This window comes from Micromonospora sp. NPDC005206 (assembly GCF_040608175.1).
In the GTDB taxonomy this organism is placed as follows: Bacteria; Actinomycetota; Actinomycetes; order Mycobacteriales; family Micromonosporaceae; genus Micromonospora.
This window is the reverse complement of record NZ_JBEXHU010000011.1, coordinates 19921-33820: the sequence shown is the minus strand read 5'-3', so window position 1 is coordinate 33820 and position 13900 is coordinate 19921. Positions and strand designations below refer to the sequence as shown.

13 protein-coding genes are annotated in these 13900 nt (G+C 74.9%); 5 read left to right on the top strand and 8 right to left on the bottom strand.

Annotated elements, in window-relative coordinates; genetic code table 11:
- Positions 1–72: 72 nt before the first annotated feature.
- The 5 genes from ABZU69_RS17840 to ABZU69_RS17820 all read right to left on the bottom strand — a co-directional run bounded on the left by ABZU69_RS17840 (position 73) and on the right by ABZU69_RS17820 (position 4353).
- The gene (locus ABZU69_RS17840) at positions 73–945 is read right to left on the bottom strand and encodes a class I SAM-dependent methyltransferase (protein ID WP_354965434.1); all 873 of its coding nucleotides are present in this window, start codon (positions 943–945) and stop codon (positions 73–75) included.
- Entirely contained in the window at positions 945–2327 is a 1383-nt protein-coding gene (locus ABZU69_RS17835) for a hypothetical protein (RefSeq protein ID WP_354965433.1), read from the bottom strand. Before ABZU69_RS17835 ends, ABZU69_RS17840 begins: the two co-directional genes overlap by 1 nt.
- Positions 2324–2827 carry a SigE family RNA polymerase sigma factor gene (locus ABZU69_RS17830; RefSeq protein ID WP_354965432.1) on the bottom strand — a complete coding sequence of 168 codons (504 nt, stop codon included), beginning with the start codon at positions 2825–2827 and terminating at the stop codon, positions 2324–2326. The genes ABZU69_RS17835 and ABZU69_RS17830 overlap by 4 nt, the downstream gene beginning before the upstream one ends.
- 88 nt (positions 2828–2915) lie before the next feature.
- Entirely contained in the window at positions 2916–3662 is a 747-nt protein-coding gene (locus ABZU69_RS17825; RefSeq protein ID WP_354965431.1) for a 3-oxoacyl-ACP reductase family protein, read from the bottom strand.
- Positions 3663–3705: 43 nt separating this feature from the next.
- The gene (locus ABZU69_RS17820) at positions 3706–4353 is read right to left on the bottom strand and encodes a Pr6Pr family membrane protein (RefSeq protein WP_354965430.1); all 648 of its coding nucleotides are present in this window, start codon (positions 4351–4353) and stop codon (positions 3706–3708) included.
- Between the two features lie 56 nt (positions 4354–4409).
- On the opposite strand from ABZU69_RS17820, the gene ABZU69_RS17815 reads away from it, so the two are divergent.
- Complete coding sequence (locus ABZU69_RS17815; protein ID WP_354965429.1) at positions 4410–5342, top strand: phosphatidylglycerol lysyltransferase domain-containing protein; 933 nt, start codon at positions 4410–4412, stop codon at positions 5340–5342.
- On the opposite strand, the gene ABZU69_RS17810 is transcribed toward ABZU69_RS17815, so the two are convergent.
- A complete protein-coding gene (locus ABZU69_RS17810) occupies positions 5227–6522 on the bottom strand; it encodes a glycosyltransferase (protein ID WP_354965428.1) in 1296 nt (431 codons plus the stop codon). The two genes, ABZU69_RS17815 and ABZU69_RS17810, sit on opposite strands and share 116 nt — an antisense overlap.
- A 244-nt stretch (positions 6523–6766) precedes the next feature.
- Between ABZU69_RS17810 and ABZU69_RS17805 the strand changes: the two genes are divergently transcribed.
- Positions 6767–7909 carry a polysaccharide pyruvyl transferase family protein gene (locus tag ABZU69_RS17805; protein WP_354965427.1) on the top strand — a complete coding sequence of 381 codons (1143 nt, stop codon included), beginning with the start codon at positions 6767–6769 and terminating at the stop codon, positions 7907–7909.
- Positions 7910–7918: 9 nt separating this feature from the next.
- On the opposite strand, the gene ABZU69_RS17800 is transcribed toward ABZU69_RS17805, so the two are convergent.
- Positions 7919–8125 (bottom strand): hypothetical protein, encoded by a 207-nt coding sequence (locus tag ABZU69_RS17800; protein WP_354965426.1) that lies wholly within the window; start codon positions 8123–8125, stop codon positions 7919–7921.
- Positions 8126–8207: 82 nt separating this feature from the next.
- Between ABZU69_RS17800 and ABZU69_RS17795 the strand changes: the two genes are divergently transcribed.
- Positions 8208–8729 (top strand): DinB family protein, encoded by a 522-nt coding sequence (locus tag ABZU69_RS17795; protein ID WP_354965425.1) that lies wholly within the window; start codon positions 8208–8210, stop codon positions 8727–8729.
- A 39-nt stretch (positions 8730–8768) separates the two neighbouring features.
- Here the strand turns inward: ABZU69_RS17795 and ABZU69_RS17790 are convergent, their stop codons facing one another.
- Positions 8769–9641, bottom strand: coding sequence for a PfkB family carbohydrate kinase (locus ABZU69_RS17790; protein WP_354965424.1), 873 nt, complete (start codon positions 9639–9641; stop codon positions 8769–8771).
- A gap of 63 nt (positions 9642–9704) precedes the next feature.
- Between ABZU69_RS17790 and ABZU69_RS17785 the strand changes: the two genes are divergently transcribed.
- Positions 9705–12974 carry a DEAD/DEAH box helicase gene (locus ABZU69_RS17785; RefSeq protein ID WP_354965423.1) on the top strand — a complete coding sequence of 1090 codons (3270 nt, stop codon included), beginning with the start codon at positions 9705–9707 and terminating at the stop codon, positions 12972–12974.
- On the top strand, positions 12971–13900 hold the full coding sequence (locus ABZU69_RS17780) for an SWIM zinc finger family protein (protein WP_354965422.1): 930 nt from the start codon (positions 12971–12973) through the stop codon (positions 13898–13900). The genes ABZU69_RS17785 and ABZU69_RS17780 overlap by 4 nt, the downstream gene beginning before the upstream one ends.

Below are 13900 nucleotides of genomic sequence, written 5' to 3'. Positions count from 1 at the left end.
CCGTCGCCCACGTCTGCTCGACCTTGTCCGACGACCGGCGGCTCACGCCGGATGGTTCCCGACCTGGGGGCGTCAGGTGCGATCGGCGACCATCACCCGGCTGTGTGCCAGCGACCTGGCGTGGTGGATCGGCGTGTGCAGGGCCCGCGCCGTGTCGAGCAGGTCGTCGTCCCGGGTGACGGTGAAGCCGTGTCGGGCCAGCAGGGCGGCCATGGCGGCGGGCGTCCAGGTCGAGCGCCACGGCTCGTTCGCCCACACGCTCGACCGGCCGGTGGACGCCGTCAGCAGCCGTGCGATGAGGCGGCCCAGGACCACGGACGTTCCGGGCAGCTGGAAGTTGACGATCAGGCGGCTGTTCGGCGCCGAGCAGCTGGCGAGAGCCGTCACCGTGGCGGTCACCTGCACCGTGGTCAGGTATGGCACGACCCCCTCCCAGACCCAGGTCGTCGCCTGGTCGGAACGGTGCCCGGAAGCCGCCAACGCCTCGGCCAGCCGGTCGCGACCGAAGTCCACCGGAACGAACCTCGGCGGGGTGCCGGGCAGGCCTTCGGCGCGCTCGCGCTTGTCGCGCTGGGTGGCCGGCTGGTCGACCTCGAAGACCGTCACCCCGGCGAGTTCCGGCATCCGCCAGGCACGACCGTCCAGCCCCGCGCCGAGGATCACCACCTGTGGGCCGGGGTGGGCGCGTACGGCATCGTCGATGGCGACCGTACGGGGCACGATCAGCTCGGCGTTGGCGCGGACCGTCTCGTAGTCGACCCGCTGCCGCCACGGCCGGGGAGCGACGCCCTCGCGTACCCACTGGACGGCCTCCCGCTCGTCGGGACGCAGCAGGGGCATGGCCGTCGGATCGGCGAAGCGGCCGGGAGCGATCAGCCCGTCGGCGGCCGCGCGACCCTGGCAGACCAGGACCGCCGTGCGACTCGTCCGCGGGGTTGTCGGCATCAGTCGTTCCTCCGTGTCCGCCTGACCCGCCGGTCGTCGAGCCACAGCGCGATCCGATGACGGCTCGCGTACAGCACGCCCACGGTGACCAGCACCATGATGAGACCGCTCCAGAGCCAGAACCGGCCACCCACGCCGCCGGGTGGCTGCGCGTCGCGGACGCGTCCGCTCCGGACCACCTGGTCCGCGACGTCGACGGCGACCACCTGGTCCGGTGCGGTCAGCACGGTTCGCGGCGCGGTGGCGCCGGGCGTCAGTGCCAGGACCCGCACGGTGCGCACGCGCTGGTCGCTCATGGGCGGGTCGGACTGCTCCTCCAGCGGCAGGTCGGGGGCGAGGGGGTCCGGCTGATAGGCCGCCACCAGCGCCGACCCGTCCGGCGCCCAGCCGAGCAGCCGGATGGCGACGACCCCGGGCACGGCGGGCAGGCGCAGTGGACCGACGTCCCGGCCGCTGGTGGGATCGACCTGGCGCAGGGTCCACTCGGTGGTGTCCGCCCGACGGGCGGCCAGTGTCAGGTTCGTGCCGTCGGGACGCCACGCGCCCTTGCCGGCCAGCCAGGTCCCGTCGGGTAGGGCGAACGAGGAGAGCTCCCGGCCAGCCAGGTCGGTCACGGCGACCGTGCGGCCGTACTGGTAGGCGAGCCGGCCCGGCGCGGCGGCGACGACCGAGCCGACGCGCGCCTCCTGGTCGCCGGCGGCCAGCCTGGTCCAGCGCTCCCCGCCGAGGGTCACCGCACTCAGCACGGAGGTGTAGGTGGCCCCGTCGAACGCGACCGGCACGTCGTCGCGGACCACCAGCGACTGGCCGTCCGCGGACCAGCCGACCGGTATGCTCCAGACACTGCGGTCGACGGTCGACGTCAGCCGTTGGGTCCGGCCGGTGACCAGGTCGATGACCTCGACGCCCGGATCGTCCTGGTCTCCGTCCGGCCGGGCCACGTACCGGCCGTCGGGGGAGAGGTGGACCGACTCGCCGGCCAGCGACTCCCCGCCCATCCGCATGATCCGGTAGCGGTCGGAGTCCGCGTCGACCACGCCGACGACGTTCACGTCGTTCCACCCGTGCAGACGCGGTGCCGGCCCGTCGAAGATGACCGACGCGGGACCGATCCGGGGGCGGTCGGTGACGTGCAGCGTGCCGATCGGCGGCAGGGCGATGTGGTCGGGCAGCGCGGCGTCCGCCGCGGCCGGATCGAGGCCAGGGGTACGGGTCAGCGGCACCACAACGCCGGCCAACGCGAGCACCAACAACGCCGCCGCGCTGGCGGCTGACCGGCGCAGACGGTCGCGGCGCGCGGTGGCGAGCGCCCGCTCGTACACCGGGTAGGCGGGCACGTCTTCGGCGGTGGAGCGGAGCGCGTCGCGGAGTTGGGCGGTCATCGGATGCTCCTCTCCGCGACGGTGTCGACCAGTTCGGGAGCGACCGCTCTGAGCCGCCGTATCGCGTCGTGGGCGTGGCGTTTGACGGTCCCGATGGAACAGCCGAGCATCTCGGCCACCTGAGCCTCGGTGAGGTCCTCGTAGTAGCGCAGCACGATGACGGCCCGTTGGCGGGGAGTGAGGTGACGCAGCGCGGCGGTGAGGGTCAGCCGCAGCGCGGTGGTGTCGCTGTGGTCGGCGCCGGCTTGTTCGGTGGGTTCGGCTTGGAGGCGTTCGGTGAGGCGGCGGCGTCGCCACCAGGAGACCTGCTGGTGGTACATGACGCGGCGGACGTACGCCTCGGGGTCCCCGTCGCGGATCCGCCGCCAGTGCCGGTAGGTGCGGGCCAGGGCGGTCTGCACCAGGTCCTCGGCGAGCTGGTGGTCGCCGGTGAGGAGGTAGGCGGTCCGGGACAGAGCCGGCGAACGGTGCACCACGAACTCGTGGAACGTCTCGGTCATGCCCACCCCCTCGTCAGGAGAGACGCCTCCCGCCCCGGAGATGGTTGAGGCCGGGCGCGCCGGATCCTGCCCGGCGCGCCCGGTGTCCTCAGCTGGTGAAGCCGCCGTCCACGTTGACCACGGCACCGGTCACGTAGCTGGCCTCCGGGCTGGCCAGGTGCGCGATGGTCGCCGCGATGTCGGCGGGGCGAGCGTACCGGCCGACGGCGGTGAAGCCGGCGATCGCCGCAGCGTTCGGCCCGTCCGCCGGGTTGGCGTCGGTGTCCGTCGGTCCGGGGTTGACCAGGTTGACGGTGATGCCCCGAGGGCCCAGCTCGCGGGCCAGGCCCCGGGTCAGCCCGACCAGGGCGGTCTTGCTCATCGAGTAGAGGGCCAGCCCGGGGAAGACGGCCCGCTCACCGACGTTGCTGCCGATGCTGATGATCCGCCCACCGTCGCCCAGGTGCCGCAGCGCCGCCTGCGCGGCGACGTACGGCGCCCGGACGTTCACCGCGATGGTCTGCTCCAGCTCCGCGGTGCCGAGGTCGTCCATCGCGCCGACCAGGAACACCGCGGCGTTGTTCACCAGGATGTCCAGCCGGCCCAGCTCGGCGGCCGTCCGGTCGACCGCGTCCCGCACTGCGGTCGGGTCGGCGCCGTCGACCTGGATGGCCAGCGCCCGCCGGCCCAGCGCCTCGATCTGCTTCACCACGCTCGCGGCCTGCTCCGCGTTCTGCCGGTAGGTCAGCGCCACGTCGGCCCCGTCCTCCGCCAGGCGCAGCGCGATGCCCGCTCCGATGCCCCGGGAACCACCGGTCACCAGGGCGACCTTGCCGTCAAATGTCGTCGTCGTCATGCAAACGATCATGTCGCCGGGCCGCCCCCTCGTCTGGCGGCCATCAGACCCCTCGTTCCCATCCCGAGGTCCGTTTCCCGCCATCGCACCGATCGTCCGGCAGCACCCGGCCGGGCCGGGTGAGGCGGACCGCGGTCAGGGCGATCAGGAGCAGGGTCAGGGCGAAGAGCAACGCGTTGAGGACGACCGTGGGATAGCCGAGTCGGGGTACGTCGAGGAACGGGTAGAGGTAGCGGTCCTCGTTCCGGCCGAGGGCGCCGCGGACCAGGATCACCGTCAGCCACACCAACGGATAGCCGAGCAGGCTGACCGCGTACACCGGACGCAGGGCCGCTCGGGGACGGCGGGTGAGCCACTCCGCGGCGGCCAGCGGCGGCGCGACCGCGTGCAGCAGCAGGTTTCCGGCGTCGGAGACCGGCCCCCGCGCGTCGGTCGTCGCCACCATCGCGTAGCCGCTCCACGGATTCGCCAACACCAGGACGAAGACCAGGGCGGTGCCGACCAGGTAGACGGTGAGCGCGGTGCGCAGCCGGTCGCCGCCGGCCAGCAGCGCCACCAGGTAGGCCAGGTCGACCTGCACCGTGAAGTAGAACAGCAGCTCGACGGGCTCGTCACGCGCGGCGATCACGGAGAGGGCCAGCCCGACGGCGACCACCGCGCCGACGCTGACCCGCAGGACCCGGCCCGACACGCGGCGGACGCTACCATCGCCGCATCGACGGACGCCATGACGAGCAACTGCGCCGGGTGCGGGCGATCCTGGCCGCCGACGTCGACCGGGAGCCGGACTCCGGGCTCGCGCTCCTCGGCGACAAGCGGTTCCACTTCTCGCCGTCCGGGGCCAGCTTCCTCATGTACGGGGTGTGCGGCCGCTCGTGGATCGCGTTCGGGCCGCCGGTGGGGCCGGCCGCCGAGCGGTACGGGCTGCTGGCCGACTTCTGCGCGACTGCCCGGCGGGCTGGCCGACGCCCGGCGGTGTACCACGTTGGCGCGTCGCTGCTGCCCGAGCTGCGCCGGCTGGGTCTCGCCGTGCACCCGGTGGGGGAGTCGGCGAGCGTACCGCTGGCCGACTTCGCCCTGACCGGGCCGGCGCGTGGGGCGCTGCGCCGCAACTGGCAGCGGCTGGCCCGCCGCGACGACCTGTCGTTCGCGGTGCTGCCCGGCGCCGGCCTGCTCGACGAGCTGCGCCCCGTCTCGGACGCCTGGCTGGCCGGGCGGCCGGACATGTCGTTCTCCCTCGGCGGGTTCGTCCCCGGCTACCTGGCCCGGTTGCCGGTCGCCGTGCTGCGACAGCGCGGCCGGGCGGTGGCCTTCGCCGCGCTCATGCCGACGCCGCACCGGTGGGGCGTGGACCTGCTGCGGTACCACCCGGACGCACCACCCACCACGATGGACCATCTCCTCGTCGAGGTGCTGCACGAGGCGCGGGACCGGGGGCTGACCAGCGTCGAGCTGGGGCTGGCCCCGCTGTCCGGGCTGACCGGCGCGGACCCGCTGTGCCGGCTGGGCCGGGCGGTATACGAGCACGGCGAGCGCTGGTACCGCTTCCGGGGGCTGCGCCGGTTCAAGGCGAAGTTCGCGCCGGTCTGGTCCCCGCGTCACCTCGCCGCGCCTCGGGGATGGCAGCTCCCGCTGGTGCTGGCCCAGGTGGGTCGGCTGTCGTCGCGTCCGCTGCGATAACCGGCCGCAACGTCGCGTACAGGGCTGCCAGCTCGGCCAGGTAACGCGGCCCGGACCAGGCCGCCACCGCGGCCCGACCGTCCCAGATCACCGCCGCGCGCAGCTCCGGCTCGGTCAGCAGCCGGGTCAGCAACGCCCCGAACGCCGCCGCCGTGGGCTCGGCGACCGGCCGGGTGGTGGCGGCGCCGGGCCGCTCGGCCAGGGCGGCGTCCACCATGGCCACCGGCAGCCCGTGCGCCTCGGCCTCGGAGAGCGTCAGGCCCTGGGTGTCGGTGGTGGAGGCGAACGCGAGCACGTCCGCCGCCCGGTAGTGCGCGCCCACCCGGTCGTGCGGCACCGGGCGAAGCAGGTGCAGCGCGTCAGCCACGCCGAGCCGGCGGGCCGCCCGGCGGACCGCGAGCCGCTGCCGCCGCGCCCCGAGCAGCACCAGCCGTGCCGCCGGCAGCTCGCGCCGGACCCGGGCGAACGCGGCCAGCAGCAGGTCCGGGTTCTTCTCCGGCGTGGTCCGGCCCACCGCGAGCAGCACCGGCGCGTCCGCCGCGATGCCCAGCCGGGCCCGCACCAGCCGCCGGTCGTCGGCGTCGACACCCGGCGCGGCGACCGGGGTCGGCAGCACCACGATCGGGGTCCGCCCGGCCATCGGGGCCATCAGCGCCGCGGTCTTCGCCGAGGGGGTGATCAGCACGCTGGTGTGCGCCAGCAGGCACCGCCCGAGCGCCGCCAACCGGTCCTGTCGGGCCGGCCCGGGGCGGGCCAGCGCCCACAGGTCCCGGACCCGCCAGCGCAGGCCCAGCCGCAGGCCGGCGTACGCGGCGCCGATCGGCACCTCGGGGTAGTGCGCCGCGTACGCCACCAGGTCGGTGTGCCAGGTGAGCACGGTGGGTACGCCTCGCTCGGCCGCCCAGCGCAGCCCGGCAACGCCGAGCGGGCCGGTGGTGTGGACGTGCACCACGTCGGTCGGCGCGTCCGGCGGCCGGGGCGGCGCCAGCCGGTACGGCCGGGTCGGCACCGGCAGCGAGGGCACCTCACCCGGTTGGCGGCGCCGGCGGAACAGCGGGCCGGGGCAGTGCAGGACGACCCGGTGGCCGGCGGCGCGCAGCAGCGCCACGGTGGTGCCGACCGAGGTGGCCACCCCCTCCGGGTTGGCCAGGTGGCTGTCGCTGACGTGGGCGATCCGCACCCTGCCATTCTCGCCGGGCCGCGCTCATCGGGTCGCCCCGTCGAGCCTGGATCCACAACAGCGAGGCGCAATCCGGCGCAGCGGCGCCGGGGGCGCGTGTCGGATGAGCCAGCTCATGGAGGCGGAAATGGGCTGATTCGGGTCGGTGCGGGTGTGCGTACCGGCCCAGCGCAGTCTCCTCGGCAGGACTGTTCACCGGCCCAGCGGGAAACCGCCGGCGGACCGCACCCGGGAGGAGCGACGGATGACGCATGGTGCCGGACTGACCATTGGTGTGCTCGGCTCGTACGGTGGCCGGAACCTCGGCGACGAGGCGATCCTCACCGGCCTGCTCGCCGACCTGCGCGCGCAGGAGCCGAACGCCCGCATCATCGTCTTCTCCCGCCACCCGGAGCACACCCGAATCGCCCACCCCGACGTCGAGGCGGTGCCGTGGGAGGGCGTCAGCCGCACCGACTCCGCCCTGGTCCTGGCCCAGCTCGACCTGCTGATCCTGGGCGGCGGCGGGATCCTCTACGACCGGGAGGCCCGTCGCTACCTGCGGGTGGTCCGGGTCGCCCAGGAACGCGGGCTGCCCCTGATCACGTACGCGGTCGGGGTCGGGCCGCTGAGCGACGCGGTGGACACCGGGATGGTCCGGGAAACGCTCGCCAGCGCGGTCCAGGTGACCGTCCGCGACCAGGAATCCCGGATGGTGCTGGAGGAGGCGGGGCTGCTCAACCCGATCACGGTCACCGCCGACCCGGCGTTCCTGTTGCAGCCGGAGGAGTTCCCGCTCGACCTGCTCCGCGAGGAGGGGGTGCCGGCCGGCAGGCGGCTGGTCGGGATCAGCGTGCGGGAGCCGGGACGGGCCGCCGAACGGCTCGACGTGGACGGCTACCACCGGCTGCTGGCCCAGATCGGCGACTTCCTGGTGAACCGGATCGACGCGTACGTGCTGTTCGTGCCGATGGAACGCGACGACATCCGGCACGCCCACGGGGTGCTGTCCCACATGATCGCCGCCGACCGGGGGCGGATCCTGCACGGCACCTACTCGCCGCAGCAGGTGCTCGGGCTGATGCGCCACTTCGACCTGGCCGTGGGCATGCGCCTGCACTTCCTGATCTTCGCGGCGATGGTCGGCACCCCGTTCCTGCCACTGCCGTACGCCGGCAAGGTCTTCGATCTGGCCCAGCGGCTCGGCGTGCCGGCGCTGCGCGGCGTGGAACGGGAGGTCGAGGGGCCACTACTGGCCGAGGTCGACCGGCTCTGGGACGAGCGGGAGCAGCGCGCCGAGGCCACCGCGCGGCGGGTGGCCGAGGCCTGCGAGCAGGCCCGGGGCACCTCCGACGTCACCCGTGGTGTCCTCGACAGCCTCCGCAGCCAGACCCTCACCCGGGTCTGAGCCGGACGGTCACACCGCCGGGCCGGTCCACCGGTAGACCCACTCGCTGGCGTCCTCGCCCGCGGACTGCAGCTCGTAGATCTGCGCCTCGGCCAGCCCGCCGGACCCGAGGTGGTGGTGGGTCATCGGTGGACGGCCGTTGCTGTCCAGCTCGACGGTGACGCTCTCCCCGTCCGCCGTGCCGCCGACGAGGAGGATCTGCACGGATGAGGCCATACGCCCATCCTGCCCGCCGCGCCGGGACCGCGCAGCGGATAGCGGGGCAGCGGGACGGCTGGCCTGTCGCTAGGGTCGGCGAATGGCGAAGCAGACCATCGATCCGACGCTCGCCCCGGTGCTCGCCCGCACCAGCGATGAGCGCGCCGTTCTGGACTCGTTCCTCGACTTCCACCGTGCCGTGGTGGTGCGCAAGCTGCGCGGCCTCTCCGACGCCGACGCCGGCCGCCGGCTGGTGCCCTCGGCGACCACGCTCGCCGGGCTGGTCAAGCACCTGACCCTGGTCGAGCGGAACTGGTTCCCCACCCTGCTGGCTCCCGAGCCCGGAGACGTCTACCTGACCTCGGAGGAGGACGCGGTGGCGAGCTTCACGCTCGACGCACAGGACACCGTCGTCGGGCTCATCGCGGCGTACGAGCGGGCCTGCGCCCGGTCCCGGGCGGTGGCCGCGAGCTTCGACCTCGACCACGTGGTGCCGCACCCGCAGCTCGGCGAGGTGTCGCTGCGCTGGATCCTGGTGCACATGATCGAGGAGACGGCCCGGCACGCGGGTCACGCCGACATCCTGCGGGAGTTGACCGACGGCGACTCCGGCGCCGTCTGACCCCGCGCACGGTCGCCACGCCGTCAGTGCGCTGTGGCGTCAGTCGGCGGGTAACAAGCCCGGCGGGTACTCCATGCCGTCGTGGGTGCAGGCGGCGGCGGCCACCCGGGCCGCGTACCGAGCCGCGTCCGCCAGCGGCCGGCCGCGCAGCCGACCGGCGATCAGCCCGGCCGCGAAGGCGTCGCCCGCCCCGTTGCTGTCCACCACCGGCCCCGGCTGTGTGGCCGGCGGCACCGGCACCGCCGTTCCGTCGCCCGGGTACAGCTCGGCGCCGTCCGCGCCCCGGGTCACCACCACGGTGCGGGGCGCCAGCCCGCCGGCGAGCGGCACGGCCCGGTCGGCCAGCCGCACCCCGCTGACCAGGATCAGGCCCGCGACCTCGGCGAACGGCCGGTGGTAGGGGTTCGCGCCGTCCCAGTCGTGCAGGTCGGTGGAGAGCGCCACGCCCGCTGGCAGGGCGGCCCGCACCGTGGGTAGCAGCGGCACCATCCAGTCCATGATCGAGAGGTGTACGTGCCGGGCGTTCCGGACCAGCTCGGCCAGCTCCGTCGGCAGGAACGGGGAAGCACCCCGCCACCCACGCGGGTCGTACAGCGACATGCGCCGCCCGCCCGGGTCGACCAGGTTCACCGATCGCCGGGTCCCGGCGGGATCTTCGGCCAGCACCGCCGGCACGCCGGCCCGGGTCAGCGCCGCCCGGACCAGGTCCCCGGCCGGGTCCGCGCCGAGGGTGTCGACCACACGTACCCGCAGGCCGAGTGCCCGCCCGGCGAGCGCCACCCCGGCGCCGGTGTTGCCGATCCGCAGCTCGATCGGCTCGACGATGTGTGAATCGGCGGCCGGTAGCGGCAGCGCGGGCACCCGGACCCGTACGTCCACTCCGAGCCCGCCGATCACCAGCAGGTCGACCATGGCGCCGACGCTAGCTGACCGGCACCGCCTATCCTGGGCGCGGGCGGCGACGAGGGGGAGTACGTGCTGGTCATCCACGGGCTGTGGTTGCCCGGCGACGGCTCGACCGCCGGCCTCGCGGTCTGGGCCGAGGACAGCGCCGCCCCGGCCGCCGCCGCGCCACGCTCCGGCCGGGCGCCCCGCGAGCGCCCGCACCCCTTCGCCGCCGGGCACGCCACCCTGGTCACCGCCCTCGCCGACGCCGCCGAGCCGGCCCGTCCGGACACCGCGCTGCTCACCCTGCCCACCCGGGGCGGCGCGCCGACCGACTCACCGGAGCTGATCCGGACCGCCGTCGCGCCCACGGCCCGGGGAAAGCTCACCCTGGCCGGGTGGCGGGTCCCCGTGCTGGTGTACGCCCCGGACGACGCGCTGCCGCTGCTGCGCGCCCTGGACGAGCTTGCGGTGGTGCCTGGCGCCACCCTGCGTCACCTGGCAGAGCTGGCCGATTTCGCCGCCGACCTGGTGGCCCGGGGCCGTGTCCTGCCCGGCGTCGGCGCGATGCCGGGTGCGGGCGTGGCCGAGTCGGGGGACCGGCCCGCCGGAGCGTCATCGGCGGACGCTGACGTGCAGGTGCCGGCGCGGGCCATCTGGCGACCGCTGCTGACCGGCACCGATGCCGCGTGGGCGCGGTCCCTGGCGCTGGCCCTGCCGCCAGCCGCCCGGGCCGTCACCGTGCCGGCCACCACCGCATCGGCCGCTGCCTCGGACGCGATCGCGCCGGCCGCTCCCGAACCGGACAGCACCGAGTTGACGGCCGGTGCGCTGGTCGCGGACGCGCTCGACGCGCTGACCGACGCGGCCGCGCGGGCCGCCCTGGCGACCACCACGCTGGCCCGGGGGCTGCGGCCGGGCGGCCCGGCGCCGGCGTGGCTGGCGGCGCTCGCCGGCCCCCGTCGCGACTTCACCGTCGATCCGGCGGCGCTGGCCACCCTCCGCGTCGAACTGGACGCCTGGCAGCGCGACGCCGCCGGCGGTCCCGTCCGGGCCAGTTTCCGGCTGGTGGAACCGGCGCCCGACGAGGTCACCGAACCGATCCTGGCCACCCGCCCGGTGCCGGCCGGCACCGCGCCGTCGACAGCCGGAGTCGGCCTGGCCGAGGGCGGCCCGGTCGAGGCTGAGCCGGTCGGGGCTGGGCGGTGGCGGCTGGAGTTCGGGTTGCAGGCGGCCGACGAGCCGGGCCTGCACGTCGACGCCGGGCAGGTCTGGCGGGCACCGCAGACGCTCGGCGGCCTGGCCGGTCGTACCGCCAGCCCGCAGGAGACCCTGCTCGCCGAGTTGGGCCGTGCCAGCCGGCTCTGGCCGGACCTCGACGCCGCGCTGCGCACCGCCGCCCCCGAGGCGATGGACTTGGACGTCGAGGGAGCGCACCGGTTCCTCAGCGAGGGCGCCCCGGTGCTGCACGCCGCCGGCTTCGGGGTGCTGCTGCCCTCCTGGTGGCAGCGCCCGTCAGCGCGGCTCGGCGCCCGGCTGCGTGCCCGCAGCCGGACCGCACCCGGCACGGTGGCCGGCGCCGAAGCAGGGGTCGGCCTGGACGCCCTGGTGGACTACCGCTGGGAGGTGGCGCTCGGCGACCAGCCGTTGTCCGCCGAGGAGTTGGCCGCGCTGGCCGAGGTGAAGACCCCGCTGGTGCGCCTGCGCGGCAGGTGGGTGGAGCTGGACCCGGGGCGGCTCGCCGCCGGGCTGCGCCTGCTCCGCTCGGCCGGCGAGCTGACCGTCGCCGACCTGCTCCGCCTCGGGCTGGCCGACGGCGAGGACACCGGAGCGCTGCCGGTGCTGGAGGTGACCGCCGACGGGGCGCTGGGCGACCTGCTCGCCGGTGCGGTCGAGCGACGACTCACCCCGCTGGACCCGCCACCGGGCTTCGAGGGCACGCTGCGGCCGTACCAGCGGCGCGGGTTGGCGTGGCTGGCGTTCCTGCGGTCGCTGGGCCTGGGCGGCGTGCTGGCCGACGACATGGGGCTGGGCAAGACCGTGCAGTTGCTAGCGCTGCTGGCCGGGGACCCGCCGGACGCCGGACCGACCCTGCTGGTCTGCCCGATGTCCCTGGTCGGCAACTGGCAGCGGGAGGCGGCCCGGTTCACCCCGGGGCTGCGGGTGCACGTACACCATGGGGCGGAGCGGGCCCGGGGTGCGGAGTTCACGGCGGCCGCGCACGGTGCGGACCTGGTCCTCACCACCTACTCGGTGGCCGCCCGCGACGCCGTCGATCTGGCCGGCATCGACTGGCACCGGGTGGTGGTGGACGAGGCGCAGGCGATCAAGAACGCCTCGACCCGGCAGGCCGAGGCCGTCCGTGCGTTGCCCGCCCGGCAGCGGGTGGCGGTGACCGGCACGCCGGTCGAGAACCGGCTCGCCGACCTCTGGTCGATCATGCAGTTCGCCAATCCGGGCCTGCTCGGCCCGGCCGCGACGTTCCGCAAGCGGTTCGCCGAACCGATCGAGCGGCACGGCGACGCCGAGGCCGCCGAGCGGTTGCGCCGGATCACCGGCCCGTTCGTGCTGCGCCGGCTCAAGACCGACTCGTCGATCATCTCCGACCTGCCCGAGAAGCTGGAGATGGAGGTGCTCTGCAACCTCACCGCCGAGCAGGCCGCCCTGTACCGGGTGGTGGTCGACGACATGCTCGCCCGGATCGAGTCCAGCGACGGCATCGAACGGCGAGGGCTGGTGCTGGCCACCATGACTCGCCTGAAGCAGGTCTGCAACCATCCGGCCCAGATGCTGCGGGACGGTTCGCCGCTGGAGGGTCGCTCCGGCAAGCTGGCCCGGCTGACCGAGATCCTGGAGGAGGTGCTGGCGGCGGGGGAGCGGGCGCTGCTGTTCACCCAGTACGCCGAGTTCGGCGCGATGCTGCGCGGTCACCTGTCGGCCCGGTTCGGGCGGGAGGTGCTGTTCCTGCACGGTGGGCTCGGCAAGGCCGAGCGGGATGCCATGGTGCAGCGGTTCCAGTCGGCGGACGGGCCACCGCTGTTCGTACTCTCGCTCAAGGCCGGTGGCACCGGGCTCACCCTGACCGCCGCGAACCACGTCGTGCACGTGGACCGGTGGTGGAACCCGGCGGTGGAGGACCAGGCGACCGACCGGGCGTTCCGGATCGGGCAGCGGCGGCGGGTGCAGGTCCGCAAGTTCGTCTGCGCCGGCACGGTGGAGGAGAAGGTGGCGGCGCTGATCGCCGACAAGCGAAGCCTCGCCGAGCGGGTGGTCGGCACCGGCGAGCAGTGGATCACCGAGCTGTCCACCGGGCAGCTGCGCGAGCTGTTCGCCCTGGAGGCCGGGGCGGTGGTGGAGTGAGTACCGACCGGTTCGCCGACTACGGCCGTCCCCGGCGCGTCGACGGCGGCCTGCGGGCGCGCAGCGCCCGGGGAGCGATCGGCCAGTCCTGGTGGTCCCGGCGCTTCCTGGAGGTGCTGGAGTCGTTCGCGCTCGGCACCCGGCTGACCCGGGGTCGGTCGTACGCGCGAGCCGGTCAGGTGCTCCGGCTCGACATCGCGCCCGGGCTGGTCAGCGCCGTGGTGCAGGGCTCCCGGCCGAAGCCGTACCAGGTCTCCATCGCGCTGGCGCCGTTCCCGGCCGCGCTCTGGTCCCGGATCGAGGTGGAGCTGGCGGGGCAGGCGTTCTTCAGCGCCCGGCTGCTCGCCGGGGACCTGCCCGACGAGCTGGAGGAGCTGTTCGTCGCCGCCGGCGCTCCGCTCTTCCCGACCGGCGTCAAGGAGCTGACCCAGCGGTGCAGCTGCCCCGACTTCGCGGTGCCCTGCAAGCACCTTGCGGCCACGTTCTACCTGCTGGCCGAGGCGTTCGACGCGGACCCGTTCGAGCTGCTGCACTGGCGCGGCCGGGCTCGCGCGGAACTGCTCGAGCGGCTCCGGGCCCGACGCGCCGAGGCCACCGGCGCGGAGCTGTCCGGACCGGTCACCACCCCGCCCACGGATGCGGACGACGGGTCCCTTCCGGACCGGGACTTGTCCGTTGTGGACGATGCCGGGACGCCGGCCGGCGCGGCGCGGGCGCTCGCCGGGATGTCGGCGGCCCCGTTGGTCGAGGCGGTGGACCGGTTCTGGTTGCCACCGGTGCCGCTGTCCGACCGCCCGCCCCGGCTGGCGACCGGACCGGATCTGTTGCTGCGCCAGCTCGGCCCGCCAGCGCCGGCCATCGGCGGGCCGGGACTGCTGGAACGACTGCGCCGGGCGTACCGGGCGTTCGGCCCGGCCGGCCGGTGA

Bases quoted from the DNA above. Each gene is read 5' to 3' on its own strand.
- ABZU69_RS17840 (WP_354965434.1), bottom strand. From the start codon at position 945: ATGCCGACAACCCCGCGGACGAGTCGCACGGCGGTCCTGGTCTGCCAG.
- ABZU69_RS17835 (WP_354965433.1), bottom strand. From the start codon at position 2,327: ATGACCGCCCAACTCCGCGACGCGCTCCGCTCCACCGCCGAAGACGTG.
- ABZU69_RS17830 (WP_354965432.1), bottom strand. From the start codon at position 2,827: ATGACCGAGACGTTCCACGAGTTCGTGGTGCACCGTTCGCCGGCTCTG.
- ABZU69_RS17825 (WP_354965431.1), bottom strand. From the start codon at position 3,662: ATGACGACGACGACATTTGACGGCAAGGTCGCCCTGGTGACCGGTGGT.
- ABZU69_RS17805 (WP_354965427.1), top strand. From the start codon at position 6,767: ATGACGCATGGTGCCGGACTGACCATTGGTGTGCTCGGCTCGTACGGT.
- ABZU69_RS17800 (WP_354965426.1), bottom strand. From the start codon at position 8,125: ATGGCCTCATCCGTGCAGATCCTCCTCGTCGGCGGCACGGCGGACGGG.
- ABZU69_RS17795 (WP_354965425.1), top strand. From the start codon at position 8,208: ATGGCGAAGCAGACCATCGATCCGACGCTCGCCCCGGTGCTCGCCCGC.
- ABZU69_RS17790 (WP_354965424.1), bottom strand. From the start codon at position 9,641: ATGGTCGACCTGCTGGTGATCGGCGGGCTCGGAGTGGACGTACGGGTC.